This is a genomic window from Mycobacterium pseudoshottsii JCM 15466, assembly GCF_003584745.1.
Lineage (GTDB): Bacteria > Actinomycetota > Actinomycetes > Mycobacteriales > Mycobacteriaceae > Mycobacterium > Mycobacterium marinum.
This window is the reverse complement of the sequence record NZ_AP018410.1, coordinates 5,896,070-5,922,406: the sequence shown is the minus strand read 5'-3', so window position 1 is coordinate 5,922,406 and position 26,337 is coordinate 5,896,070. Positions and strand designations below refer to the sequence as shown.

Here is a 26,337-nt window from a genome sequence, read left to right as displayed (position 1 = left end):
CATGGCTGACACAGGCCAACCTCAGTCGAACGAGGACGCGCAAGCCAACAAGTCCGATATGACGGTCCCCGAGATGCGGCAGTGGCTGCGCAACTGGGTGGGCAAGGCGGTCGGGAAGTCGCCGGACTCCATCGACGAGTCGGTGCCGATGGTCGAGCTCGGTTTGTCGTCACGGGATGCGGTGGCCATGGCCGCCGACATCGAAGACATGACCGGCGTCACGCTGTCGGTCGCGGTTGCCTTCCAGCATCCGACCATCGAGTCGCTGGCCACTCGCATCATCGAGGGTGAGCCCGAAGTCGCCGACGACGGCATCGACAACATCGACTGGACGCGCAACGGCCCGGCCGAGCGGGTCGACATCGCGATTGTGGGTCTGGCGACCCGGCTGCCCGGCGAGATGAACAGCCCGGAGGAAACCTGGCGGGCGCTGCTGGAGGGCCGCGACGCGATCACCGACCTGCCCGAGGGGCGCTGGTCGGAATTTCTGGAAGAGCCGCGGATCGCCGAGCGGGTCGCAAACGCCCGCACTCGCGGCGGCTACCTCAGCGACATTAAAGGCTTCGACTCCGAGTTCTTCGCGGTGGCCAAGACCGAAGCCGACAACATCGACCCGCAGCAGCGGATGGCGCTGGAGCTGACCTGGGAGGCGCTCGAGCACGCCCGCATCCCACCGTCGAGCCTGCGTGGCGGCCCGGTCGGCGTCTACGTCGGCGTCTCCAACAACGACTACAGCTTCTTGGCGGTGTCGGACCCGACCATCGCCCACCCGTATGCGATCACCGGCACCGCGACGTCGATCATCGCCAACCGGGTGTCCTACTTCTACGACTTCCGCGGGCCTTCGGTGGCGATCGACACCGCGTGCTCGAGCTCGCTGGTGGCAGTCCACCAGGGCGTGCAAGCGCTGCGCAACGGTGAGGCCGATGTGGTCGTGGCCGGCGGGGTGAACGCGCTGGTCACCCCCATGGTGACGCTTGGTTTCGATGAGATCGGCGCGGTGCTGGCCCCGGACGGCCGGATCAAGTCGTTTTCGGCCGACGCCGACGGGTACACCCGCTCCGAGGGTGCCGGCATGCTGGTGCTCAAGCGCGTCGATGACGCCCGCCGCGACGGCGACCAGATCCTGGCCGTCATCGCCGGCAGCGCGGTCAACCACGACGGACGGTCCAACGGCCTGATCGCGCCGAACCAGGACGCCCAGGCCGACGTGTTGCGCCGGGCCTACAAGGACGCGGGCATCGACCCGCGCAACGTCGACTACATCGAGGCGCACGGCACCGGAACCATCCTGGGTGACCCGATCGAGGCCGAGGCGCTCGGCCGGGTGGTCGGCAAGGGGCGTCCGGCGGATCGGCCCGCCTTGCTCGGTGCGGTCAAGACCAACATCGGACACCTGGAGTCGGCCGCCGGTGCGGCCAGCATGGCCAAGGTGGTGCTGGCGCTGCAGCATGACAAGCTGCCGCCGTCGATCAACTTCGCCGGACCCAGCCCCTACATCGACTTCGACGCGATGCGCCTGAAGGTGGTCGACGCGGCCACCGACTGGCCGCGATACGGCGGCTATGCGCTGGCCGGGGTGTCGAGCTTCGGATTCGGCGGCGCCAACGCCCACGTGGTGGTGCGCGAGGTACTGCCGCGCGACGTCATCGAGCGCGAACCCGATCCCGAGTCGGCGCCGGCCGCGCCCGCGCAGGCCGGCGAGTCCGAGGCGGCGAGCGCCGAAGGCCACGCACTGCGCTTCGACGAGTACGGCGAGATCATCACCGACGCGCCCAGCTACGGGCAAGCCGAAGAGGCGGAGCCCGAGCTGCCCGGGGTCACCGAGGAAGCGCTGCGGCTCAAGGAAGTCGCGCTGGAAGAGCTCGCGGCCAAGGAAGAGCCCGAAGGGCCCACCAAGCCCCTGATTCCGCTCGCGGTTTCGGCGTTTTTGACCTCGCGTAAGAAGGCCGCCGCCGCCGAATTGGCGGACTGGATGGAAAGCCCCGAAGGCCAGGCGTCCTCGCTGGAGTCGATCGGCCGCTCGCTGTCGCGGCGCAACCACGGCCGGTCCCGCGCGGTGGTGCTGGCCCACGACCATGAAGAGGCCATCAAGGGCCTGCGCGCGGTCGCCGAGGGCAAGCAGCGTCCCGGCGTGTTCAGCGTCGACGGTCCGGTGACCAACGGCCCGGTGTGGGTGTTGGCCGGGTTCGGCGCGCAGCACCGCAAGATGGGCAAGAGCCTCTACCTGCGCAACCCGGTATTCGCCGAGTGGATCGAGAAGGTCGACGCGCTGGTCCAGGACGAGCTGGGCTACTCGGTGCTCGAGCTGATTCTGGACGACTCGCAGGACTACGGCATCGAGACCACGCAGGTCACCATCTTCGCGATCCAGATCGCGCTCGGTGAGCTGCTCAAGCACCACGGCGCCAAGCCCGCCGCGGTGGTCGGCCAGTCGTTGGGCGAGGCCGCGTCGGCCTACTTCGCCGGCGGTCTGTCGCTGCGCGACGCCACCCGGGCGATCTGCTCGCGCTCGCACCTGATGGGCGAGGGCGAGGCGATGCTGTTCGGCGAGTACATCCGGTTGATGGCGCTGGTGGAGTACTCCGCCGACGGGATCAAGACGGTGTTCTCCGACTTCCCCGATCTGGAGGTGTGTGTCTACGCGGCACCCACCCAGACCGTCATCGGCGGCCCGCCCGAGCAGGTCGACGCGATCATCGCCCGCGCGGAATCCGAGGGCAAGTTCGCCCGCAAGTTCCAGACCAAGGGCGCCAGCCACACTCAGCAGATGGACCCGCTGCTGGGCGAACTCGCCGCGGAGCTGCAGGGCATCAAGCCGATGAGCCCGACCGCCGGCATCTTCTCGACCGTGCACGAGGGCAGCTACGTCAAACCCGGCAGTGACCCCATCCACGATGTCGACTACTGGAAGAAGGGCCTGCGCCACAGCGTCTACTTCACCCACGGCATCCGCAACGCGGTCGACAGCGGGCACACCACCTTCCTGGAGCTGGCACCCAACCCCGTCGCGCTGATGCAGGTTGGTCTGACCACGGCCTCGGCCGGTCTGCATGACGCCCAGCTGATTCCGACACTGGCCCGCAAGCAAGACGAAGTCGAGTCGATGATTTCGACGCTGGCGCAGCTCTACGTGCACGGCCACGACCTGGACATGCGCACCCTGTTCCAGGGGCCGGCCGGGCCGGCGGACTACGCGATCATTCCGCCCACCCGATTCAAGCGCAAAGAGCACTGGTTGGACGCAAAGTTCTCCGGTGATGCGTCGGTGATCATGCCGGGTAACCATGTCGCCTTGCCCGATGGCCGGCACGTCTGGGAATTCGCCCCGCGCGAGGCCACCGATCTGGCCGCACTGGTCAGAGCCGCTGCCACGCAGGTGCTTCCGGACGCCCGGCTCAGCGCTGCCGAGCAGCGCGCGTTGCCCGGCGAGGGCGCGCGGCTGGTGACGACCCTGGCCCGCCATCCCGGCGGCGCGTCGGTGCAGGTGCACGCCCGCATCGATGAATCGTTCACCCTCGTCTATGACGCCCTGGTCGCCCGGGTCGGCCAGGACGCGGTGTTGCCGGCCGCGGTCGGCGCGGGTACCGCCGTTGCGGCGGCTGTCGACGGTGCCGTCGATGCCGTGGCACCGTCCGCGGACGCGACCGAGGAATCCGACGCGGAGACGCTGACGGACAGCCTGACCAACCGCTACATGCCGAGCGGCATGGGCAGATGGACTCCGGATACCGGCGAAACCATCGCCGATCGCCTGGGCCTGATCGTCGGATCGGCCATGGGCTATGAGCCCGAGGACCTGCCCTGGGAGGTGCCGCTGATCGAGCTGGGCCTGGACTCGTTGATGGCCGTGCGGATCAAGAACCGTGTGGAGTACGACTTCGACCTGCCGCCCATCCAGTTGACGGCGGTGCGTGACGCCAACCTCTACAACGTGGAGAAGCTGATCGAATACGCGGTCGAACACCGCGATGAGGTCGAGCAGCTACACGAACACCAGAGGACCCAGACGGCCGAGGAAATCGCCAGGGCGCAGGCGGAGCTGATGCACGCCAAGCACGACTCCGCGCCGGCTCCCGCCGCGGAGGCGGAGGCCGAGGCGCCGGAGTCGGAGGCGGCCGCCCCGCCGGCGTCGGACGTGCCGCTGCCGCCGCCCACCAACCCGGCCGGCCCGTCCCCCAACGGGCAGTCCAGTTCGACGCCCGACCTCAAGGGCGCCGCCGATGCGCTCAACCAGGAAGCGGTCGCCAAGGCGCTGAACGCCGACGTGCCGCCGCGTGATGCCGCCGAGCGTGTCGTCTTCGCTACCTGGGCGATCGTCACCGGCAAGTCCGCGGGGGGCATCTTCAACCCGCTGCCCAAGCTGGACAAGGACAAGGCCGCCAAGATGGCACAGCGCCTGTCCGAGCGGGCGGAAGGTTCCATCACCACCGAGGACGTATTGAGTTCGCAGAACATCGAGGCGCTGGCCGAGAAGGTGCGCGGATACCTGGAGGCGGGCACCATCGACGGGTTTGTGCGCACCCTGCGGCCCCGCCCCGAGGGCAGCTCCAAGGTGCCGGTGTTCGTGTTCCACCCGGCCGGTGGTTCGACGGTGGTCTACGAGCCGCTGCTGAACCGGTTGCCGGCGGACACGCCGATGTACGGCTTCGAGCGGGTCGAGGGATCCATCGAAGAGCGGGCGGCCCAATACGTGCCGAAGCTGATTGAGATGCAGGGCGACGGGCCTTACATCCTGGTCGGCTGGTCGCTGGGTGGCGTGCTGGCCTACGCGTGCGCGATCGGGCTGAAGCGCCTGGGCAAAGACGTCCGGTTTGTCGGTCTGATCGACGCGGTGCGGGCGGGGGAGGAGATCCCCCAGACCAAGGAAGAGATCCGCAAGCGCTGGGACCGCTACGCCAAGTTCGCCGAGAAGACGTTCAACGTCACCGTTCCGGCGATCCCGTACGAGCATCTCGAGGAGCTCGACGACGAAGGTCAGGTCCGGTTCGTTCTCGAAGCCGTCAGCCAGAGCGGGGTGGAGATCCCGGCCGGCATCATCGAGCACCAACGCACTTCGTACCTGGACAACCGGGCGATCGACACCGCCGAGATCCACCCGTACGACGGGCATGTCACCCTCTACATGGCCGATCGCTACCATGACGACGCGATCATGTTCGAGCCGCGGTATGCCGTTCGCCAGCCGGACGGCGGCTGGGGCGAGTATGTTTCCGACCTCGAGGTCGTGCCGATCGGTGGCGAGCACATCCAGGCCATCGACGAGCCGATCATCGCCAAGGTCGGCGAACACATGAGCCGCGCTGTGGACAACATCAAGGCTGAACCGACCAGTGAGGTAGGCAAGTAGTGACGGATACAGCTCCAGGCCCAGCTCCTGTGGTGCACTCCACTGCCGAGAAGCTCGCGGAACTGCGGGAACGCCTGGAGCTGGCCAAAGAACCCGGCGGTGAGAAGGCCGCTGCCAAGCGTGACAAGAAGGGCATTCCGAGCGCCCGCGCCCGGGTGCACGCGCTGGTGGACCCGGGCACCTTCTTCGAGACCGGTGCGCTGTGCAAGACCCCGGGTGACCCGGGCGCGCTGTACGGCGATGGGGTGGTCACCGGGCACGCCATGATCGACGGCCGGCCGGTCGGGGTGTTCTCCCACGACCAGACCGTGTTTCAGGGCTCGGTCGGTGAGATGTTCGGCCGCAAGGTGGCCCGCCTGATGGAGTGGTGCTCGATGGTCGGTTGCCCGATCATCGGCATCAACGATTCCGCCGGCGCCCGTATTCAAGACACGGCGACCTCGCTGGCGTGGTACGCCGAGCTGGGCCGGCGCCACGAGATCTTGTCCGGCCAGGTACCGCAGATCTCCATCATCCTCGGCAAATGTGCTGGGGGAGCGGTGTATTCGCCGATCCAGACGGACCTGGTGGTCGCCGTGCGCGACCAGGGCTACATGTTCGTCACCGGGCCCGACGTGATCAAAGACGTCACCGGCGAGGACGTCAGCCTCGACGAATTGGGCGGCGCCGACTCGCAGGCCCGCTACGGCAACATCCACCAGGTGGTGGAGGACGAGGCCGCCGCATTCCAGTACGTGCGGGACTTCCTGTCATTCCTGCCATCGGACTGCTTTGGCGACCCGCCGGTGGTCAACCCCGGGCTGGAGCCCGAAATCACCCCGAGTGACCTCGAGCTCGACTCGATCGTGCCGGACTCGGACAACACCGCCTACGACATGCACGAGATTCTGCTGCGGATCTTCGACGATGGGGATTTCCTCGACGTCGCCGCGCAGGCGGGCCAGGCGATCATCACCGGTTACGCGCGCGTCGACGGACGCCCGGTGGGGGTGGTGGCCAACCAGCCGATGCACATGTCCGGCGCCATCGACAACGAAGCCTCCGACAAGGCCGCACGGTTCGTCCGGTTCTGCGACGCGTTCAAGATCCCGCTGGTCTTTGTGGTGGACACACCCGGCTTCCTGCCGGGGGCCGAGCAGGAGAAGAACGGGATCATCAAGCGCGGCGGGCGGTTCCTGTACGCCGTGGTGGAAGCCGACGTGCCGAAGGTGACGATCACCATCCGCAAGTCCTACGGCGGTGCGTACGCGGTGATGGGCTCCAAGCAGCTGACCGCGGACTTCAACTTCGCCTGGCCGACCGCGCGCATCGCGGTGATCGGTGCCGACGGTGCCGCGCAGTTGCTGATGAAGCGTTTCCCGGACCCGACCACGCCCGAGGCCCAGAAGATCAAGCGTGACTTCATCGAGGGCTACAACCTGAACATGGCGATCCCGTGGATCGCCGCCGAGCGCGGGTTCATCGACGCCGTCGTCGACCCACACCAGACCCGGCTGCTGCTGCGCAAGTCCATGCACCTGCTGCGGGACAAGCAGCTGTGGTGGCGGGTGGGCCGCAAGCACGGCCTGATCCCGGTCTAGCGAGTACCGCCCCCCAGTAGCTCGCCCGGCTAGGGCGAGCCCGGTCCGCCGTCGCCGCCGTCGCCGCCGGCGCCGGCGCCACCGGTAGTGCCGGAAGGAAGGCTGCCCGGGACGCCCGCGATGCCGATGGTGCCACCGGTGCCGGGAAGGCCGCTCTGTCCGACGCCGCCGGTCCCTCCGGTTCCGCCATCGCCGCCGTCGCCACCGAAGCCGCCCTCGAAGGCGCCATCGCCGCCCGTGCCGCCAGTTCCCCCTGGCCGCCTTGGCCACCGTCACCGCCGGTACCCAGTGCGCTGTCACCGCCGGTGCCGCCCTGGCCACCGTGGCCGCCGTCGCCACCACCGCCGAACAATCCGCCACTACCGGACACGCCGCCGTCGCCGGCTTGACCACCCTCACCGCCCTGGCCGCCGGTGCCGGCTCCGCCGCCGTCATCGACCCCTCCGGCGCCGCCCTGGCCACCGCTACCGCCATCTCTGCCGTCCCCGCCCAAGCCGTTGGTGGCGCCGGCGACGGCGTCGCCCCCATCGCCGGCCTAGCCGCCGGCGCCGCCTTGACCGCCGGTGGAGCCGTCAGCGCCAGCGGGGCCGATAGCACCGGCGCCGCCTAGGCCGCCGTTCCCGCCATCGCCGCCGGAGCCCGCGGAACTGCCGATGGTGGTGGTGGCGCCGCCTTTGCCGCCGTCGCCGCCGTCGCCGCCCATTCCCGCGGTACCGGCAGTGCCGCCGGAGCCACCCGAGCCCACCGCGCCGGCGCTGCCTCCCACGCCGCCGAAGCCGCCGTCGCCGCCGGCGCCTGCGGCGTCGCTGCCGTCGTCGTCGTAGCCGTTGCCACCTTGGCCTCCCGTGCCGCCCGCGCCCCCGGCTCCGCCGCTGCCGTTGGTCGCGCCGGCGACGGCACTGCCGCCGCTACCGCCGTCGCCGCCGTGACCGCCTTGGCCGCCGCGACCGCCGGGACGGTCGGCGGGGCCATCGATGCCATCGCCGCCGGTGCCGCCGGTGCCGCCGGTGCCGCCCGCCCCGGCGGTGTGACCACTGACGGCGGTGGCGCCTCCTTGGCCACCCGCGCCGCCGCCGTCGCCGCCGTCGCCCGCGAAGCCGATGCCGCCGGTGCCGACGATGCCGCCGGTGCTGGCCGCGCCGCTCTGACCGCCCAGGCCGCCGGCGCCGCCGCTCCCACCGGCGCCGGCATTGTCGCTGCCATCGTCGGCGCCGCCGCCACCACCCTGGCCGCCGGTCCCGCCGATACCGCCCTGGCCGCCGTAGCCATTAGTCGCGCCGGCGACGGCATCCCCGCCCTGGCCGCCGGTGCCTCCCGCGCCGCCCTGGCCACCGTCGTAGCCATTGCCGCCGGCCGGGCCGGCGCCACCATCGGCACCTTGGCCGCCGCCGCCGCCGGCGTTGCCGCCGTAGCCAGCATGATGACCGCTGATGGTGGTCGCACCGCCCTTGCCGCCGTCACCACCGGTACCGCCGGTGCCCGCGGCGCCCGCGGTGCCGCCGTCACCTCCGGTGCCGGCCGCTCCGCCGCCGCCGCCGCCGCCTTCGCCACCGTTGCCACCGACACCTGCGTTGTTGGCGTCGTCGTCGTCGTAGCCCTGCCCGCCCTTGGCCCCCGCGCCGCCCTGACCGCCGGCGCCGCCGCTGCCGTTGGTTGCGCCGGCGACGGCATCGCCGCCAGTACCTCCGTCACCCCCGGTGCCGCCGAAACCGCCGGTGGACCCGGCGGCGCCGGGAACGCCGGTGTCGGCAGCAGCGCCGCCTTCACCACCTTGACCGCCGCTCCCGCCGGTACCTGCGGTGTGCCCGACGATGGTGGTGGCACCGCCTTCGCCGCCGGCACCCCCGTCACCACCGTGGCCCGCGGTGCCGGGGAATGCCAAGCCCACCGTGCCGCCGCTGCCGGTCGCACCGGCCGCGCCCCCGGTGCCTCCAGCGCCGCCGGCACCGCCGGTGCCGGCATTGTCGCCGCCGTCATCGGTGCCGCCGGCGCCTCCTTGGCCTCCTTGGCCGCCGTAGCCACCGGTGCCGCCGCTGCCATTGGTTGCTCCGGCCACGGCGTCGCCGCCGGCGCCGGCCGGCGCCTCCTTGGCCGCCCTGCCCACCGTCGGAGCCGCTGCCACCGGCAGGGCCGGCGGCGCCGCCGCCTCCTTGGCCGCCATAGCCGCCATTGCCGCCCCAGCCGGCGGTGTGCCCGGCGGTGGTGGTGTCGCCGCCCCGGCCGCCACCGCCACCGGTGCCGGCGGTACCCGCGGTGCCCGCGGTGCCGCCGAGACCGGCCGTGCCCGCGGTGACGGCGGTACCGCCGTCACCGCCGTCACCGCCGTCACCGCCGTTGCCCCCGGCCCCGCCAGCCACACCGGTACCCCCGGCTTCGCCATTGCCGCCGCGTCCCCACAATCCAGCCGAACCGCCGGCACCGCCATTGCCGCCGGGTGCTCCAGAACCGCCGTTGCCACCGTTGCCGATCAGCCAGCCGCCATCGCCACCGTTTTGCCCGGTGCCGGGCGCCCCATCGGCACCGTCGCCGAACAGCGGACGTGCGGTCAGCGCTTGGCTGGGCGCATTGATCGCCGCGAGGACGTTCTGTTCGAGCGTTTGCAGGGGAGAGGCATTCACAGCCTCGGCAGCCGCGTAGGCGGCGCCGGCCCTGGTCAACGAATGCACGAATTCGGCGTGCAGGTGGGCAGCCTGGGTGCTGACCATTTGGTATTCCCGGGCGCTGGCGGAAAACAGCGACGCGATGGCCGTGGATACCTCGTCTTCGGCAGCGGCCAGCAGCCCGGTGGTCCGGGCCAGCGCCGCGGAATTGGCGGCGCCAAGAGCCGAGCCGATATTGGTCAAATCCGATGCCGCCGCCGCGAGCATGTCTGGCGTCGCGATCACATACGACATCCCGTGTCCCCTTACCCCAAGCGTGATGCGTTGGCGTTTACGGTCGCGCTAATTCGCCGCGGACCAATAGGGACTTTCGTCTCTACTTGGGAGTTGGTCGGTTCGGCCGCCCCGCGGGCATGGGCCAGGCCGATCAGGCGGTCGCCAGCGCCCCCGCCACGAGGTCACCGAACCGATCCAGGGCCTCTCCGGAGTCGGCGTCGATGCCGCGCAGCGGCCCACGATCAGCCAGATACCGTTCCGCGTAGAGCCGGGCGACCAGCGTCGCGCGGTCGGTGCCGCTGACCTCGCGCTCCCAGGCGGCCCGCTCGATGAGCAGCGCCCCCGCGTAGACGTCGCCCATGAACTGGGTCAGCGGAAAAAGCCGCGCCTCACCAAGGCGCCTGTCGAGCTTGGTCCACGCCGTGATTGCCGCGTCGAGATCGTCGATGCGGGCCTCGACCAGTCGCGTGGTGTCGTCGTGGTCGGCGACCGATACCGCGTCACGCAGTCGGGCCAGCAGCGTCTCGTGGGCGCTGGTCTGTTCGATACCCCGCCGTACGTCCAGGCACAGGATGTTGTCCGGGCCCTCCCAGATCGTGTTGACTTGCGCGTCGCGCAGCAGGCGGGCCACCGGCCAGTTCTCGACGTAGCCGTTGCCGCCGTGGATCTCGATCGCATCCGAGGCGGCGCTGATCCCGAGCCGGCAGACCTTGAGCTTGGTAACCGGAACGGCGATGCGCTGGCGGATGGTCCTGGGCTGGCGGTGGTTGGCCACTCCGAGACCGTCGAACACCAACGTCTGGGCGGCTTCGACGTCGACGATCAGCTCGGCGAGCTTGCGGCGCATCAGCGGCTTATCGATGAGTGCGCCGCCGAAGGCCCGGCGCTGGCGGGCATAGCACAGCGATTCGACCAAGGCGCGGCGCGCGTTACCCAGCGCGAACGACGCGATGCCCAGCCGGGCCGCGTTGGTCAGCTCCATCATCCGGGCCAGGCCGCGCCCGCCAGACGGGCCGGCTTGAGATTGCGGGCCGGATGGCTCCTCGGACAACAGGAAGGCCTCGGCGTCGACGAATTCCACCTCGCCGGAGGCGACCGATCGGGTGCCGAGCTTGTCCTTGAGGCGTCGGACCCGTACGCCATTGCGCGATCCGTCCCGGCGGGTGCGCAGCACCAGGAAATTCGCGACCCCTCGGGTGGTGTCGGGAGTGCCCTCGGGTTTGGCCAGCACGACGAAGGCCTGCCCGGCGCAGTTGGACGCGAACCACTTGAAGCCGTTGAGCCGCCAGGAGTCCCCATCGCGGGTGGCCGTCGTCTCCAGCGCGCCCAGATCCGAGCCGCCGGTGCGCTCGGTCAACAACTGGGCGGTCTCGCCGGCCCACTCGCCGGAGTCGAACTTGGCCAGGACGTGATCGCGCACGTCGGCCGGCGCGAAGGCGGCCACCAGCGACTGCACCATCCCGGCACCGGTACCCAGCGCGCAGCCCATGCCGATGTCGGCCTGGTTGAGCAGATAGTTGGCCGCAAACAGTGCCACGGTCGGTCGCATCCCGGCACCTCGCGCCTCATCACGCAATGCCGCCTGGGCATCCAGGACGGCGCGCTTGGACTGGGTGAAGGATGCCGGCATGACGATCCGGCTGACGTCGTGGCCCCAGCGGTCGTAGCGCTGCAGGCGCGCGCGGGGGGGGGGGGGGGCTCGGCCCACCGTGCCACCGCACCACCCATCAGCTCGCCGGTGCGGATCAGGTGCGGTTCGACGACCGCCAGCTCGTCGGGTTGCAGGTAGTACGCCACGGTCGATCGCAACGTGGGGTCGGTCAGGTACCAGTTGAGGCCCACAGCCCCGCGATAGCTCTCCGTTTGGTAGCGCTGGGCCTTCTCGGGCGTCGAGAAGGGCAACCGGTCGACGCCCTCCGTCTCGTACTCGCCGTCGCGCTGGCTCATGACGCGACGGTATTACACCTGTGCTGCCGGGTGAAGGCGTTGCGCCGGGTGCTCAGGCAGCGCGCGGCAGGTCTCGCGACGCCGCCGCTTCGTGCTGGCTGGGCCCGCTGGCCGCCGGCGCCCAGCCGACATAGATCAGATAGAGCCCGAGCAGCGCGAAGACGATGCAAAGACTCACCCACACGGCTTGCGCACCGATCATGCTGTTGGCCGCCGAAACAAACGCCTTGGGGAACGCCAGTAGCAGCACCCCGCGCAGCGTGACGATCCAGCCCAGCACCGACACGATGATCGCCGCTGCACCGTGCCAGTACTGGTGACCGGCCACCATCACCAGCCCCAGCACCAGCACAAAGGCGCCGGTGACCCATGTCCACAGGGAATTCGCCTCGAATTGCGACAGCAGGTTCTGCATGTCGGAGGCGCGGGCCACCGCCGTGACATCGACGATGACAAGCAGTGGACCCAATACCCGGCAAAACATCCGGGTCCTGGCCTGCGAATCCAGTGAGACGCTCATGGCTGTACCTCCTTTGACCACATTGGCCGCCATTGGCGCATCACCTCCATCGGATCACCACAACACGCTGCGGCGATAGGGTACGAAGTCCCGTTTTTGCCGGCAGATCCGTCGGTGCGGCCCCGGGCGGGCCCGATGCCCGCTAGATCGAAGCCAGAAAGTCGGAGGTGTAGACCTCGGCGGGGTCCTGGGAAAAACTGCTCGGACGTTGCACCAGCACCCAGACCCCCGTGGCACCCGGACGGATGGCGTTTCGAATGGTCACCGTCCCCGCGCCGGACCCGTCGAGGTCCAGTCCGGTGAAGGCGGTGTCCGGCGCGCCGGGGCCGCAAGGGGCCGACGACGGGCGGGGCGCCTGAATCAGGCCGACGTCATAGTGCATGCCTGGTAGCGCGGTGTTCACCAGATGCACCTCGGCGATCACCGTGGAACCGGCCGTGCGGATGAGGGCCGAGCCGGTGCCGGTGGGGCCTGGCGGCAGCTGGGGCGCGAAAGCGGTGATGCTGAAGTCGCAGTGTCGCCCAGCCGCCCGTAACCCAACCCGAGTAGCGCCTCCAGGATCCGGAATGGCACCCGCGGTGCCAGCCGAAAAAGCTGCCCCCGCAGAGATTGCCAGTGTGATTGCCGTGGACACCATCAATATCCGTACCAGCCTGCGCATCAGCCCCACCGTCTATGTGCGTTTGATTTGCCCGCCCGAACTGGGATATTGACCGCATCGCTGACGCTGAAACCTCACCGATGGCACCTACCGGGTGACCACGAATCGAAAATGGCTCGGCAACAAGGCTCGACCGCCCGCAGCTCACGCAACGCCGCCATGGGTTAGCGGATCACAGGGCGAAGATTTGCCCGTCCTTGGCGACTGTGGTTCTGCCCGAGTAGTTCTGGTTGATCTTGTCGAGCCATTGGGAATCGGGCAGGTCGTCGGGTGCGTAGTGACTCAGGATCAGATGCTTCGGTTTGACCACTGCGGCTACCTCGCCGACCTGCTCGGCGGAGGTGTGTGACTTGGGCAGATAGTCCGGCGGGAAGACGTTGCCGTAGTAGGCGGTATCGAGGCTGAACATCGCTTCGTGGACCAGGATGTCGGTGCCGTTCGCCAGCGCAACGAGGTTGTCGGATTTGGTGGTGTCGCCGGAGAAGGTAATGGACACAGCGGGGTTCTTCACGTCGAAGCGGAAGGCGAATGCGGGATAGACGTCGTAGTGGGGCACCAGCGTCGTGGTGACCGATACGTTGTCGTTCGGTACCACGGGGAACGGGCTGACCTTCGGCGCTGTGTTGCGATAGTCCGACCCCGCCGGCACCGGGATTTCGATGACCTTGGCCAGATCCTGAACGTTATCGATGCCGTAGTCGCGGATGAAGATGTTGCTGCTGTAGGCGAAGGCCTGGTGCAGCGCTTCAGTGGTCGCGGCCAGCCCTGGCGTCGGGTTGGCGGGATTGACGGTGGCGGGATTCGGGTTGCCGATTTCGCTTGGCGGCAATCCGCCGGCTGGACCGGGACCATAAACCGGGATCGGCGCCCGCCCGGGCGGGGCTTGGAAGCCGCCGGAGAGGAAGAAGCTGTAGTAGTCGACGATGTGGTCGGTGTGTAAGTGGGTGATGAAGATCGCCTTGAGGTCATTGAACTGCAGGCCCGCGTTGGTGAACGCGTTCAGCGAGCCCAAGCCGCAATCGATCAGATAGAGATCGCCGCCGATTTTCAGCACCGACGAGATTCCGATCTTGTTGGGCGTTGGCGGCGGGCCCGCGGCGACCCCGAGAGTGATCAGCGCATTTTCGGGCAACGCGGCCGGGCTGGGCGGCGCCGGCGACTCGCCCGGACCGCAGGCCGACGTGGCCAAAACGCCTGCGCCGACGACGGCTAACCCCGCCGCGGTCAGGGCGGACCGCCGTGAAGAGACCGCGGCCACTATCGATGCGCCACTGTGGTCGCACGCCTGGTGCATACCGTGCAGCTTAGGTTGCGTCATGGCCGAGGCCGCCGGTCGCGAAGAGCGGTGTGCGACTCACTTCCACGAACCGGTCCTTCGCGGCAGCTACGGACCGATGCGGATCTTGCCCGGCGACCACAACCCGCTGTGCGTCGTGGTGCCCAAGTCGAGCTGTGCGGGCGGCGCATCGACCAGGGTCTCGAACTGACGCAGTGACCCCCAGTCGCGCGCCCAGTCGCGGGACAGATAAGTCGCCATGACATGGGCCCGCAGCAGCAGGTCGGTGATACCGAGCAGACCGCCATTGACGCCGTCCTCCCAGGTGTCGGTGTCCAGCTTCTTGGCGTTGTAGTCCGGCGTGATACGGAACTTCGGGATCTCGGTGACGCCGTTGACGTGCAACATCGGCTGCTGGCAGGGGAACGCCAGCCCGACCGCCCAGTCCAGCAGCACCGGTTGCGTCGAACCGACGTACTCCTGCAACGAGCGCAGGTCCGGCACCCGCGGCGGGGTCAGCGCGATCCAGTCCTCCGGTGTCAGCGACAGGTCCTCGGCCACCACACGGACTGCGACGGCGTCGGCCGGCATCTTGTCGCGGGCAAAGCGCAGATTGCGCCAGGCCTTGGGCTGCTCGCCGAACAGGTCGTCAGGCACCATCCGTCCGGCGGCCACCAGCGGGCCGGGACCGGGCCTGGCGTACTCGAGCACCACGGTCTGTCCGGGGGTGTAGCCGTGCAGCACACTGTTTCCGGCGATCTTGCCCGCGGCGGTCACCACCACCAGGGGGTGCCCATCGTCGGGCTTGGGCAGCTGGTACCACGCCGAAGTGAGTTTGCTTTGCTGCTGTGACCCGGTGGCATAGGTACCCGCGAGCGGAACCCGCGCCGGGTCGAGCTGGTAGGGTAGCGGCACGGTGGACCCGTTGATACCCGGGGTCTTCAGCTTCACCGGCTGATCCCAGTCGTAGTCGGTTCCGGGCTGGTTCGGCTTCATGACCATCGCCTCGGCGACGGTGTGGTCGGGGACCCCGTTGGGGGAGAACCCGGCCGGGTTCACCCCGCCCAGCGGTCCCAGCGGGCCGTAGTCGCCGGGCAGCGGCGTCATGAAACCCGCGTTGGTGTCCGGCTCGACGAGCACGTCATCGGCCAGGCCGCAGCCGCCGGTAAAGGCCCTCAGGTTGGCCCAGCCATTGGAGTAGGTGGGGTATTGCCGGAGAATCCCGATACCCATCGATGCGACGAACACCACCGCCATGAAGCCGGCCGCGATGGGAACCGGCGCCGTGGTGAGCGCGCGGGTCAGCCGGCCTTCACCGCTGCCGCGCGGGGCGAAGTGTAGCCAGGCCGCGTACAGCACGGCGAGCGCGAACAGCACGAAAAATATGGTGCTGACCGTGATTCCGGCGATCTTGGGCATCGCGCTGTTGAACGGCACCCCGTAGCTGGAGACATACCACCACCCGTTGGTGGTGGCCCAGCACAACGCCAGGGTGAACAGCAGCGCCGCCAGGAATGCCATCCGGTTGCGCGACCAGCGCAGCACCGTTGGAGACACCAATACCGTCGTCAGCGCCGCCATCGCCGCTCCCACCGCGGCGAACAGCCCAAAGTGGTGCACCCACTTGGTGGGGGTGAACATCAGGAAGAACATGGTGCCGAAGATGACGCCCATCAGGCGCCACGCGGGTCCGCGCGCCACGCCTGCGACGCGCTTGCGCCGCAGCATGATGAACACCGCTGTGAACAGGCACAGCGCGGTAATCAGGAAGCCGAACCGGCGCGATAGCGACCCGTCGACGGTGGGCAGGATCAGGTAGTAGTACCGCAGGTTCTCGGTGTACCAGGCCTGGCTCGGCCCGATCTTGCCGCGCACCCGGGTGGCTTCGAACACCGTCGACAGGGTCTGGTCGGCGAACACCACGGTCAGGATGATGGTGCCGGCCGCCAGCATCGGCGACAGCAACGGCAACGTGCCGACCTGGCGCCGGCGTTTGACCAGGATCCGCAGGATGGGGCGGCCACCGGCCACCAGCGCGGCCACCGCGATCAGCCCGGTCGGTTGCACACCGAGGGTGAACGCGGCGGAGATGATCGCCAGCGCCGCCGGTGTCAGCCGGCCGTAACGCATCGACCGCTCGATCAACACGTAGGTGACCAGCGAGCCCAGCGCGATGATGCCTTCGGGACGCAGTCCGTTGTTGAATGGCATCCACGCGGTCAGCAGCACCATCGCCGCGGCCCAGTTGGCGGGTTTGCTGGCCGCGACCGCCGGCCCCAACCGGGGCAGCACCTCACGCGACAGCAACAGCCAGCACACCAGCCCGGCGAACAGGTCGGGCAACCGCATCCAGATGCTGGCGTCGCTGACGTGGGTCATCAGCGCAAGGAGGTTGTAGTACCAGCCGAACGGGTCCTCGGGGCTGCCGAACCAGCGGAAATAGTTGGACATGTAGCCGGCGTGATCGGCGACCCGGGCCATGCCGAGGATGTAGCCGTCGTCGGACGAGTTCGCCCCGATGACATGCCACAGCAGGAATCCGAATATCACCGCCGCGTCGACCAGGGTGAAGGCGCGCCAGTTAGCCGGGAACAGGCTGCGTAGCCGGCGCCCGTCCAGTCGGTCGAGGCGCCAGAGCGCGATCAGCGCGACGGTGGTGGCCAGGATCGCACCGATGATCGCCAGCAACTTCAGCGTGGTGGGTGTGGTGGAGAACCGGGTGTCGATGGTGGCCGAGAGCCGCAGCCCGTCCGGCGCGGGTCCGGTCAGATCGGTGAAGACCCCGACGATCTGAGGGCGCAGGTTGGGATCCGGGTAGCCACTGCGTAGCGGGGCGCCGGAGGGATCCTTGAGGCCGACAAAGGTGGCGAAGGTACCGGCATGCGTCGAGCTGATCTCGATGCGCTCGCATTGCGGGGAATCCACCTGCTCGCGTGGCACCGACAGGATCACCACGTTGCGGTCGGTGACGTTGACGCGCTTGCTGTTGACGACGACGAACAGCGCCTGCAGGTTGGCGTCCTTGCCCTGCTTGGGTGCGGTGCCCAGCACCACCCCGCCCTTGGCGGGCATGTCGCGCACCACGCTGCAGGGCACCGAGGCCGTCAGATTCACCGGCGTCAGCGAAATCAGCGGCGCGGTCACGCTGTTCAGCTGCCCGTTTTGCGGCCAGTTGAGCATCGCGGTGGTCTGCACGACCGGCAACAGCGGGGTGGCCACCGAGAGCACGAAGCCGATCAGGCCCGCGATCGTGGCTACCCATCGGGTCACCCGCACCTCACGGGCGCTAGCGGTGGTGGCGGCGGTGGCCTGTTCGGTTTCGTTCGTGACGCTCATGGCAGCGCCCTAATCGGTCCCTGGCGACTCCAGCCGGGCACTGTGATCACACCCTCTTGCACAACGGCCTCCGGCGCCTGATCGGCCGGCACCAAGCGGTAATACTGCTCCACCGATCCCCAGTCGCGATGCCAGTCACCGCGCAGGTAGGTGGCGATGGTCGAGGTTCGCAGCAGCGCCTGGGTGAACAGGAACGGCCCACCGGTCGGGCCGGCCTGCCACAGGTTCGACGACGCCGCGGTCTGCTTGTGGTCAGGCAGGATGCGGTACTGCGGCAGTTCGGCGATGCCGAGGTGCTCGGAGAACGGCCGCTGGCACGGGAAGTTGGCTGCGGTCGCAATGTCCATCAACACCGGGGTCTTCGATCCGATCAACTGCTGCAGGGTTTCCAAAACCGGCACCCGGGGCGGGGTGAAGGCGAACCACTGTTCGGGACTCAGGTTTGGGTCGTAGGCGACGATGCGCGCCACGTTGGCCTCCGGCGGGGCCCAGGCCAGCGGGAAGCGCAGGTTGCGCCACGCCGGTTGTGGCCCGATGTCGATCGGGAATACCTGCCCCAGCGGCTGCGTGGTGCCGTCGGGGCGAGTGACGCCCCACTCCAGTTTCAGGGACTGCCCGTAGATAAAGTCGCCGTCCTCTTTGTAGGACCAGATGGCCCCGGCCGCGGTGACCACGACCAGCGGCTGGGCGGCGATGTTGGCCTTCCAATCGCCGGGCAACTGGTACCAGGACGAGGTCGCCGTGGCGGCCAGCGAGTTCTCCCCGTAACTGCCCATCACCGGGGTACGGGCCGGGTCCAGTCCGAACGGCAGCGCCGCGTGGGATCCGTTGATGCCGGCCGGGCCCTTGCCGCCGGCGGTGCCGGCGGAGTCGCTGATGGCGGCGTTGGGCTTGTTGGGCGATGCGTCGGAGTTGACCAGGCCGGGCTTGCTGACCACCGGGTCGGACTTGAGGTCTTCGCCGACCCCTTCCGGCTTGAACCCGAACGGGTTGATGCCGCCCAGCGGTCCGCCCGGTCCGAAGGTCTGCCCCGGAAGTGGTTGCAGCATCCCGGCATTGGGATCGGGCTCGGCCAGCACGTCATCGGCCATAGCGCAGCTGTTCGGGGATAGCCCCGACGTCAGGGCGGCCAGGTTGGCCTTGCCGGTGGTGTAGAGCGGGTAGCGGAAAACCGCGGCCTTGGCCATCGAGCCGACTTCGCCCAGGACCATGATGACCGCGACCACCAGTAGCGGGGTGGAGGCCAGCACGCGGTTGCGCCGGTTGTCCTTGACTTCGGTGTGCCCGGCGTAGTCCATCCGGAAGTGGTACCAGGCGGCCAGCAGCCCGGTCAGGATCGACAGGGTCAGGAACATCGAGGTCACCGGATGGCTGGCGATCACCGGCTGAATGTCGTACCAGGGCACCCCGTAATTGCCGACGTAGAACCACCCGTTGATGCCCGAGGTAGCCCACGCCAGCACGAACAACAGGGCGGTCACATAGAGCGTGAGGTTGCGTCGGCTGTGCAGGCCGATCCGGGCGAAGCTGAATGCCATCACCGCCCCCAGCGCACCGGCCAGCCCGGCGAAGGCGCCGAACTGCACGGCCCACTTGGTCGGCGTGAAGGTCAGCAGCAGCAGACCAACCGCGGTGGTGCCGATCAGTCGCCAGGCCGGGCCGCGGGCCAAACCGCCCACCCAGCCCCGCCGCAGCAGCACCACCAGTGAGCCGAACAGGCAGAGCAGCAGCACCAGCACGGCGAAGCGTCTGGTCATCGACCCGTCAATGTTGGTTTCGACGGTCAGGAAGTAGTAGCGCAGGAAGTCCTGGTACCACGCGATGGTCGGGCCGACCTTGTACTTGATCCGCGCCGCCTCGGCCACGGTGGCCAGCGTCTGGTTGCGGAACACCACGACGGTGATCAGCGACAGCGATGCGGCCAGGACGGCGAGCGGGGCCAGCAGCCCGTCGGTGCCGCGGCGCTTACGGATGATCCCGGCGATGACGCGCGCCCCGGTCAGCAGCGCGGCCACCGCGATCAAACCTTGCGGTGCCAGCGTCGCGGTGAGCATCGCGACGATGATCGCGATCGCGGCCGAAGCCAGCCGGCTCAGCGCGATGGCGCGTTCCACCAGTGCCCAGGTGACCAGCACGCCAAGGGCGATCAGCGGCTCGGGGCGCAGGCCGTTGTTGAATGGCAGCCAGGCGGCCACGAAGACCGCGCCGGCGGTGAACACGGCCACCCGATTGGCGGCCAGGCCGTTCTTGCCGGGGCCGAGCCGGCGCAGCACGAAACGGCTGATGAGCAGCCAGCAGGCGATGCCGGCCAGGGCGGCGGGCAACCGCATCCAGACGCTGGCGGTGCTGATCTGGGCCAGGTGCGCCAGCAGCTCGTGATACCAGTCGAAGGGGGCCTCGGTGGCCCCGAAGTATCGGTAGTAGTTGGCCACGTAGCCGGCCTGGGGTGCGATCCGGGCGATGGTCAGGTTGTAGCCGTCGTCGGAGGAAAGGGCTCCGATCACATGCCAGAGCAGCAGCGTGGCGATCACCGCGGCGTCGGTGAGCCAGGTTGCGAACCCGACGCGCCAGCGCGACAGCCGGGGCAGCCGCGGCCGGTACCTGGAGAGCCAGGAGATGGGGGAGCGCCAGTCGCGCAGCGCGTCACCGCCGCGGCTGAGCCGGTCCAGGGCGGCCAAGGCCACGATGGCGCCCAGGACCGCGATCGCACCGAGGATCATGGCGATGGTCTTGGTGACCGTGGGCGCGGTGATGAATCGGGTGTCGACGTCGATGCGCGCCGACAACCCCGGTTGGGCCTGGACCTTCAAGTCGGTGAAGATGCCACCGACTTGAGGCTTCTTCTCCGGGGGCAGGGTGCCCGCGGCACCGGGAATGCCGACGAAATCCGCGTGCGCGCCGGTGGCGTCGGCCCAGATGTGCAGCGCGCTGCACCGACCCTCGGCGATCGCGGCGCGCGGTGCCACCGCGGCCACCGTGTCGCGGAATGCGACCACGACCGAGTCCTTGTCAGCGCGGACGACCAGCCCGTTCTTGCCGGTATCCACGCCCCCGGCGGGGAGGGTGGACAGCACCAGACCGCCGTTGGCGGGCAGGGTGGCGATCGCCGCGCAAGGCAGTGAAATGTCCAATGCGCGCGGCGCGCCGGACACCAGTGGGGCGGTGATCTGGCTGATGTCGCCGTCCGCGGAGGCGCCCTGGGGCCACAGGATCGTCGCCGTCGTCTGCTTCACCGGAAGGAGCGGAACCAAGGCGCACAGGACCAGCCCGGCGACTCCCAAGACGACGGCTGCTAACCGGGCGATCCGCTGAGATCGCTCATTACCGTCGAGGGACACGATGGTCGATCGTAGGCGACGCGGCTTAGCGCGGTGAGGACGCGGGGCCGCAAAGCGGCTCCGGGGAGGGCCCGGATCGGCGGATCCAGCGCCGTCAGGACGCGCCGCCGCAAAGCGATTCCGGCGCCGGCGCCGTGGCGAAGGGTCGGACAGGCGGATTGGGTGCGGCGCGGCCGCGAGTCCGCAAAGCGGTTGCCCACCGCCTCGGGGCCCCGCTAACCCTTACGCAGGGGTGCCGGATTCCACAGACCGCTGTGGGTTGCCGTGCCCAGTTGCAGCCGTGCCGGTTCGGCCTCCGGGTAGTACGGGGTGAGGCGCTGCAACGCGCCCCAGTCCCGGAACCAGTCGTCCTTGAGGTAGCTGGCGACCGTCGTCGCATGGAACAGCAGCTCGGTGACGCCGAGCGGGCCACCGCCGTTCTTGTCCATCACGGGCGAGTTGGCTTCCGCGCCGAACCGGTCCGGCAGGATCCGCCATTTCGGTGATTCATCGACACCGTTCTGATGGCCGAATGGCCGCTGGCACGGGAAGGCCAGGCCCACCAGCCAGTCCAGGAACACCGGATCCTTGGAGCCCACCACCTCCTGCAAGGTGCGCAGTTGCGGAATCCGCGGCGGGGTCAGGGCGATCCAGTGCTGCGGAGCCAGGTCGTTGTCGTCGGCCACCAGGCGGATTTGCGTGGCGGAGTCGGGGATGGCGGACAGCGTCGCCCGCAGGTTGCGCCACGCCGGTGCCGCCCCGACGTCGGCAAACCCCATCGAGCCGCCGTGCTTCCCAGCTGCCGCTTGCTCATCGGTGGCCCACTGGACCTGGACTTCGCGGGGATCGAACCGGCCGGCCGCGGACACCACCAGCAGCGGTGTCTTCTTCCGCTGATCCGCGGGGGGCAGTCGATACCAGCCCGACCGCAACATGGCAGGCACCTGGATGCCGGATCGCCAGCTGCCCAGCACCGGCGTGCGCGCCGGATCGAGGTTGAAGGGCAGCCGCGCGCGCGAGCCATTGATGCCCGGTGCGGCAGTGGTGCCGCCCTCGGTGCCGGCCTCGGTGCCGGTGACCAGACCGTCGTCGTTGACGAAGCTGCGGTCGCCCGGGCGCTCCATCACCGGGTCCGCGGAGACGTTGGCGGGGATTCCGTTGGCGGTGAACCCGTCTGACAGGCCGGCGCCCAGCGCATCGGCCACCGGAGCGCTCACCGGGGGCAGCATTCCCGCGTCGGGATCCAGCTCCACCAGCACGTCTTCGGCCAGCCCACAGCTCTTGCCGGTCAGCGCCTGCAGGTTGGACCGGCCCACCGACCACGCCGGGTACTGCGACATCATGCCCTGGGGCAACGAGACGACTTCCATCGTCACCAGCAACCAGGTGGCAATGGCCAGCGGCGCTTGGACGATCGGCGCCAGCCGCGCCCCGAGGCGGGTCCTGGGCGGCCCGTCCCCGGTGGCGACGAAGTTGAACCAGGCGGCCACCACCAGCACGATCACCGACAGCTCGAGCAGTGCGGTGGTCAGCGACCACCGCAGTCTGGGGAACGAGTTCGACCACGGAACGCCGAAGTTGGAGACATACCACCAGCCGTTGACGCTGGCGAACGACAGCGCCATCACAAACAGCACCACGGCGGCGAACACGGTGCGGTTGCGTCGCGAGCGCATCGCCACCCCGGTCACGGCGACGGCGGCCAGCGCTCCCAGCGAGCCGGCCAGCCCGGCGAACACCCCGAAGTGGTGGGTCCATTTGGTCGGGGTGAACATCATCGCCAAGAACGAGATGATCGTGATGCCGATGATGCGGCGGCTGGGGCCTGCCGCAGTGCCAGGAATCCGGCCCTTGCGCAGCGACATCGCCACCACGACGGCGAGCGCGAGGATTAGCGCCAGGACCGCGAAGCGACGGGCCACCGAGCCGTCGGGGCTGGCCATGAACAGTCGCTCGTAGCGGATGTGCTCGTCAAACCACTTGAGGCTGGGGCCGACCGCGCGTTTGAGCACGCTGGCCTGAGCCTCGCCCGCGAAGGTCTGGTCACGGAAGATCAGGATCACAGTGACGGTGGCCGCGGCGAGCAGCGGCGCCAGCAGCGGCAGCGCGCCGAACTGTTTGTAGCGGCGGTGCAGGATGGTGCGCAGCGGCCCGATCGCGACCAGCAGCGCGCCAATGGAGGCGATGCCGGTAGGCCCGGAGAACAGGGTCAGGGCACCGATGATGCACGCGATTGCCACCGGCAGCAGCCGGCTGGTGGCCACCGCTCGCTCGACCGAACACCAGGTCAGCAGGATGCCCAGGGCGATGATCGGCTCTGGGCGCAGCCCGTTGTTCAGCGGCAGCCAGACCGCCAGGAACATGCCCGCGGCCGTCCAGGCCGCGGCCCGGTTGGTCTTGACGGCGTGCCCCAGCCGCGGGATGACCTCCCGGCTGATCACCCACCAGCAGGTCAATGCCATCGCCAGGGTGGGCAGGCGCATCCAGACGCTGGCGGTGCTGACATGGGCCCACATCGCCAACAGGTCGTAGTACCAGCCGAACGGTGCCTCGGGCGTGCCGAACCAGCGGTAGTAGTTCGCCATGTAGCCGGCGTGCTCGGACACCCGGGCCATGGTCAGGATGTAGCCGTCGTCGGAGGTGTTGGCGCCGACGAAGTGCCACCACACCAACACGGCGGTGACCAGCCCGTCCAGCGCGCCGATCGACCACCAGCGCGGCGGCAGGATGCGCCGATGCCGGGTGCCGTCGGCGGTATCGAGGATGTGCAGAGCGACCAGGGCGACCGCGGTGGACAGCAGGCCGATGATCATCGCGGCCATCTTCAACGGGGTGGGGCTGCTGCTGTAGCGGGTGTCGATGGTCGCGGAGAAGCTCAGGCCCGGCGGTGTCGGCCCGGTCAGATCGGTGAACACCCCGACGATTTGCGGCCGGAAGTCGTAGCCGCTGCGTTCGCCGCGCAACGGCTCGCCCGGATGCTCGGCGTTGGGGCCCTGCTTGAGCCCGACGAATTCGGCGGTGACGCTCTCGGCGTGCGCGGTGAAGGTCAAACGCTGGCAGGCGGGGCTGAGCACTTGGCTCAGCGGCGCGGAGACCACCGGGACGTTGCGCACCACGAGAACCAGATCGTCGTTGGCGCGCTGAACGAGTAGTCCACGGTCGACGGCGTTGGGGGCTTGCTTGGGCACCGTCGACAGCAGCACCGTCTTGCCATTTTTCTGCGGGCCGGCCAGCCCGGCGGCCGCCGAACAGGGGATGGTGACTTCCAGGTCGGTGGCCACATAGCTGATCAGCGGTGCCTCGACGCTGCTGAACGTGCCATTCTGCGGCCAATTCAGCTTGGCCGTGGTCTGGTCGACCGGCAGCAGCGGGGTTGCCAGCGCCAGAAGGGTCCCCAGCAGACCCGTGACCACGGCGACGAGTCGGGCAATCCGGTACTTTGCTCCCGAATCGCTCACGGACGTAGATGGTAATTGTTCCAATGCGCCGGGTGCGGTCTCGGTCGCCATCAGGCGCTCGCCGCCGGCTTGCGGATGGCCAGCACGAAGGGGCCGATGGTCTCGACGGTGAAGCGTGGGTCGGCGAACAGCGCGGCCTTGAGGTCGACGGTGTAACGCCGGACGTTGGGCTGGTTGGGGTAGACGTCTTCGGCCAGCCGCAGGGTGTAGCTAGCGCCCGAACCGGGACCGGCGCCGCGTCGCATCAGGAAAACCGTTGGCGCCGGCCAGGGCAGTTTGTCCAGGGCCTGGACGAACTCGTCGGATGTCTTGATCTTGCCCCAGCTCTCGATCTGGGCCGCGCGCTTGTCGAACTGCGCCAGCGGGTTGGCGTAATGCGACGTCAGACCCTGAAAACCCCAGTAGGGGTAGTAGGACAGGAAGCTGTAGTCGGCGGTCATCACGACGACCTGATCGCGCGGCTTGCCGGTGACCTTGCGGATGGTCGTGTCGATCGTCGAGTAGTACTTCTCGGAACCGGGCGGGCGCTGATCGCCGCGCTCGCCGTAACCGTCGGTGTCGGTGTAGGCAATCGTGAGGTCGGGCCGCAACACGTCGGGAATGTCCTGGCTGAACGCGATCGCCCCGGCCAGTCCGATCGCGGCGGCGACGGGCAGCGCGGCGCGGCTGCGGACGGTCAGCGCACGCGTTCCTTCCAGGAAGCCAAAGACCCCGGCCGTGGCCAGCAGCACGGTCAGGGTCGGCTGCAACCGGAACGACAACAGGGTGGTGCGCGCCAGCGTGGTCAGCATCGACAGCAGTGACCACAGGTAGACGGCCAGCACGCCGATGGCCAGGGCGCCGGCCCGGGTCGAGGACCGTGCCCGCACCACCAGCCACAGAGTGCCCAGCATGCACAGCGCGCCCAGCAGCGAGAACTGCAGCATCGGGAAGGTCAGTTCGGCGCCGTCGGCGGGCAGGTAGTGCTGGGCGCTGCCGGTGTCGCTGACCGGGTCACGGGCCGCCCGCAACAGGTAGGGCAGCCAGGTGGTGGACGCGATCGTCGCAGCGATCACGGCGATCACGGCCAGCCGTCGCAGCGGATCCACCGCGGCCCTGAGCCCGCCGCGGCGCCACCGTGACACGACCAACAGCGCGGCCATCAGCGTGACCGTGAACGCGCTGTAGGCCACCAGCAGCGTGTACCAGGTGGCGGCGAAGCCGAGGAAGATCCCGGCGCCGACCACCGCGGCCCAGCCCCGAGCCGCCTCGGCGCCCAGCGTCACGTCAGCGTGTCTTTCGGCGTCGGGCGCCACGCTGGCGTGACGTTCGGGGCCGGGCGGGGCGCCGGCGCGCAGGCCCGACCACGTCAGCACCAGCACCGGCGGCAGCAGCACCGTGATCATCGCGGCGTAGGGCTCCGGCGAGCTGTAGGCCAGTGTCACCGCCGTGGTGGCGATGGTGACCAGCAGCGCGTACTCGAAGCGAATCATTCGCCACCACAGCACCAGCGCGACCGCGACCGCGACCGCGATCGAGGTGATGGCCCACGGCTTGAACATTTCCCAGGCGGGGCTGCCGGTCAGTGCCGCGGCGCGACCGCCGATCCAGAACCAGCCCGGCGGGTAGAACGGCGGCAGTCCGATGTAGGTCATGTCGTGCAGTGCCGGGCTGTCGGTCAGCCGGGTCAGGTATTCGGTGCGGAACTGCTGGTCCACCGAGATGCCGAACAGGTACAGCCGGGTGGCCCCCAGCGGCATGCCGAGCGTCACCACGGTGAACGCCGAGACTAACACCAAGCCACCCAGCTGAGCCGGCCGCCGCAGCCGGCCGCCGCGTCGCCAGGCCCAGCCGGCGCCGAGCATGCCGGCCAGGCAGCCGACCTGGCCGACGGTGGTCAGCGCGTGCAGCTGGTTGGACGACGGAAAGGCCGGCCACTGCACCTGCGAAATGGCGGATAGGGCGACCACCGCGACCGTCACGGCCACCAGTACCGCGGCCGCCATCTGGCCGAGGGTGGCCAGTGCATTACGCATG

Annotated in this window: 9 protein-coding genes and 2 pseudogenes; 2 read left to right on the top strand and 9 right to left on the bottom strand. The window is 69.2% G+C overall.

Translation table 11 applies throughout. From position 1 onward, the window contains the following. The first annotated feature begins 1 nt into the window (after position 1). Positions 2–5,350: a polyketide synthase Pks13 gene (gene pks13 / locus MPSD_RS27115; RefSeq protein WP_086084841.1), complete on the top strand. Its 5,349-nt coding sequence runs from the start codon at positions 2–4 to the stop codon at positions 5,348–5,350. Beyond that, positions 5,350–6,930, top strand: a complete 1,581-nt coding sequence (locus MPSD_RS27110; RefSeq protein ID WP_012396866.1) for an acyl-CoA carboxylase subunit beta — start codon at positions 5,350–5,352, stop codon at positions 6,928–6,930. The genes pks13 and MPSD_RS27110 overlap by 1 nt, the downstream gene beginning before the upstream one ends. Positions 6,931–6,959: 29 nt before the next feature. Here the strand turns inward: MPSD_RS27110 and MPSD_RS30380 are convergent. The 9 genes and pseudogenes from MPSD_RS30380 to MPSD_RS27065 form a co-directional block, all read right to left on the bottom strand. Continuing rightward, positions 6,960–9,824: pseudogene (locus MPSD_RS30380) on the bottom strand (PE family protein). 133 nt (positions 9,825–9,957) lie between these two features. Beyond that, positions 9,958–11,753 (bottom strand): annotated as a pseudogene (locus MPSD_RS27100) (acyl-CoA dehydrogenase family protein). Between the two features lie 52 nt (positions 11,754–11,805). Then, positions 11,806–12,306 carry a hypothetical protein gene (locus MPSD_RS27095; RefSeq protein WP_015357632.1) on the bottom strand — a complete coding sequence of 167 codons (501 nt, stop codon included), beginning with the start codon at positions 12,304–12,306 and terminating at the stop codon, positions 11,806–11,808. A 109-nt stretch (positions 12,307–12,415) separates the two neighbouring features. Next, complete coding sequence (locus MPSD_RS28525) at positions 12,416–12,910, bottom strand: hypothetical protein (RefSeq protein ID WP_232022903.1); 495 nt, start codon at positions 12,908–12,910, stop codon at positions 12,416–12,418. A 196-nt stretch (positions 12,911–13,106) separates the two neighbouring features. After that, positions 13,107–14,252, bottom strand: coding sequence for an MBL fold metallo-hydrolase (locus MPSD_RS27085; RefSeq protein ID WP_372509730.1), 1,146 nt, complete (start codon positions 14,250–14,252; stop codon positions 13,107–13,109). Between the two features lie 66 nt (positions 14,253–14,318). Then, a complete protein-coding gene (gene embB, locus MPSD_RS27080; protein WP_086084843.1) occupies positions 14,319–17,546 on the bottom strand; it encodes an arabinosyltransferase EmbB in 3,228 nt (1,075 codons plus the stop codon). Beyond that, complete coding sequence (locus tag MPSD_RS27075; RefSeq protein ID WP_086084844.1) at positions 17,543–20,884, bottom strand: arabinosyltransferase domain-containing protein; 3,342 nt, start codon at positions 20,882–20,884, stop codon at positions 17,543–17,545. Before MPSD_RS27075 ends, embB begins: the two co-directional genes overlap by 4 nt. Before the next feature lie 215 nt (positions 20,885–21,099). After that, a complete protein-coding gene (locus MPSD_RS27070) occupies positions 21,100–24,372 on the bottom strand; it encodes an arabinosyltransferase domain-containing protein (protein ID WP_086084845.1) in 3,273 nt (1,090 codons plus the stop codon). Beyond that, the gene (locus tag MPSD_RS27065; RefSeq protein WP_020785563.1) at positions 24,372–26,336 is read right to left on the bottom strand and encodes a galactan 5-O-arabinofuranosyltransferase; all 1,965 of its coding nucleotides are present in this window, start codon (positions 26,334–26,336) and stop codon (positions 24,372–24,374) included. Before MPSD_RS27065 ends, MPSD_RS27070 begins: the two co-directional genes overlap by 1 nt. Between the last annotated feature and the right edge of the window lies 1 nt (position 26,337).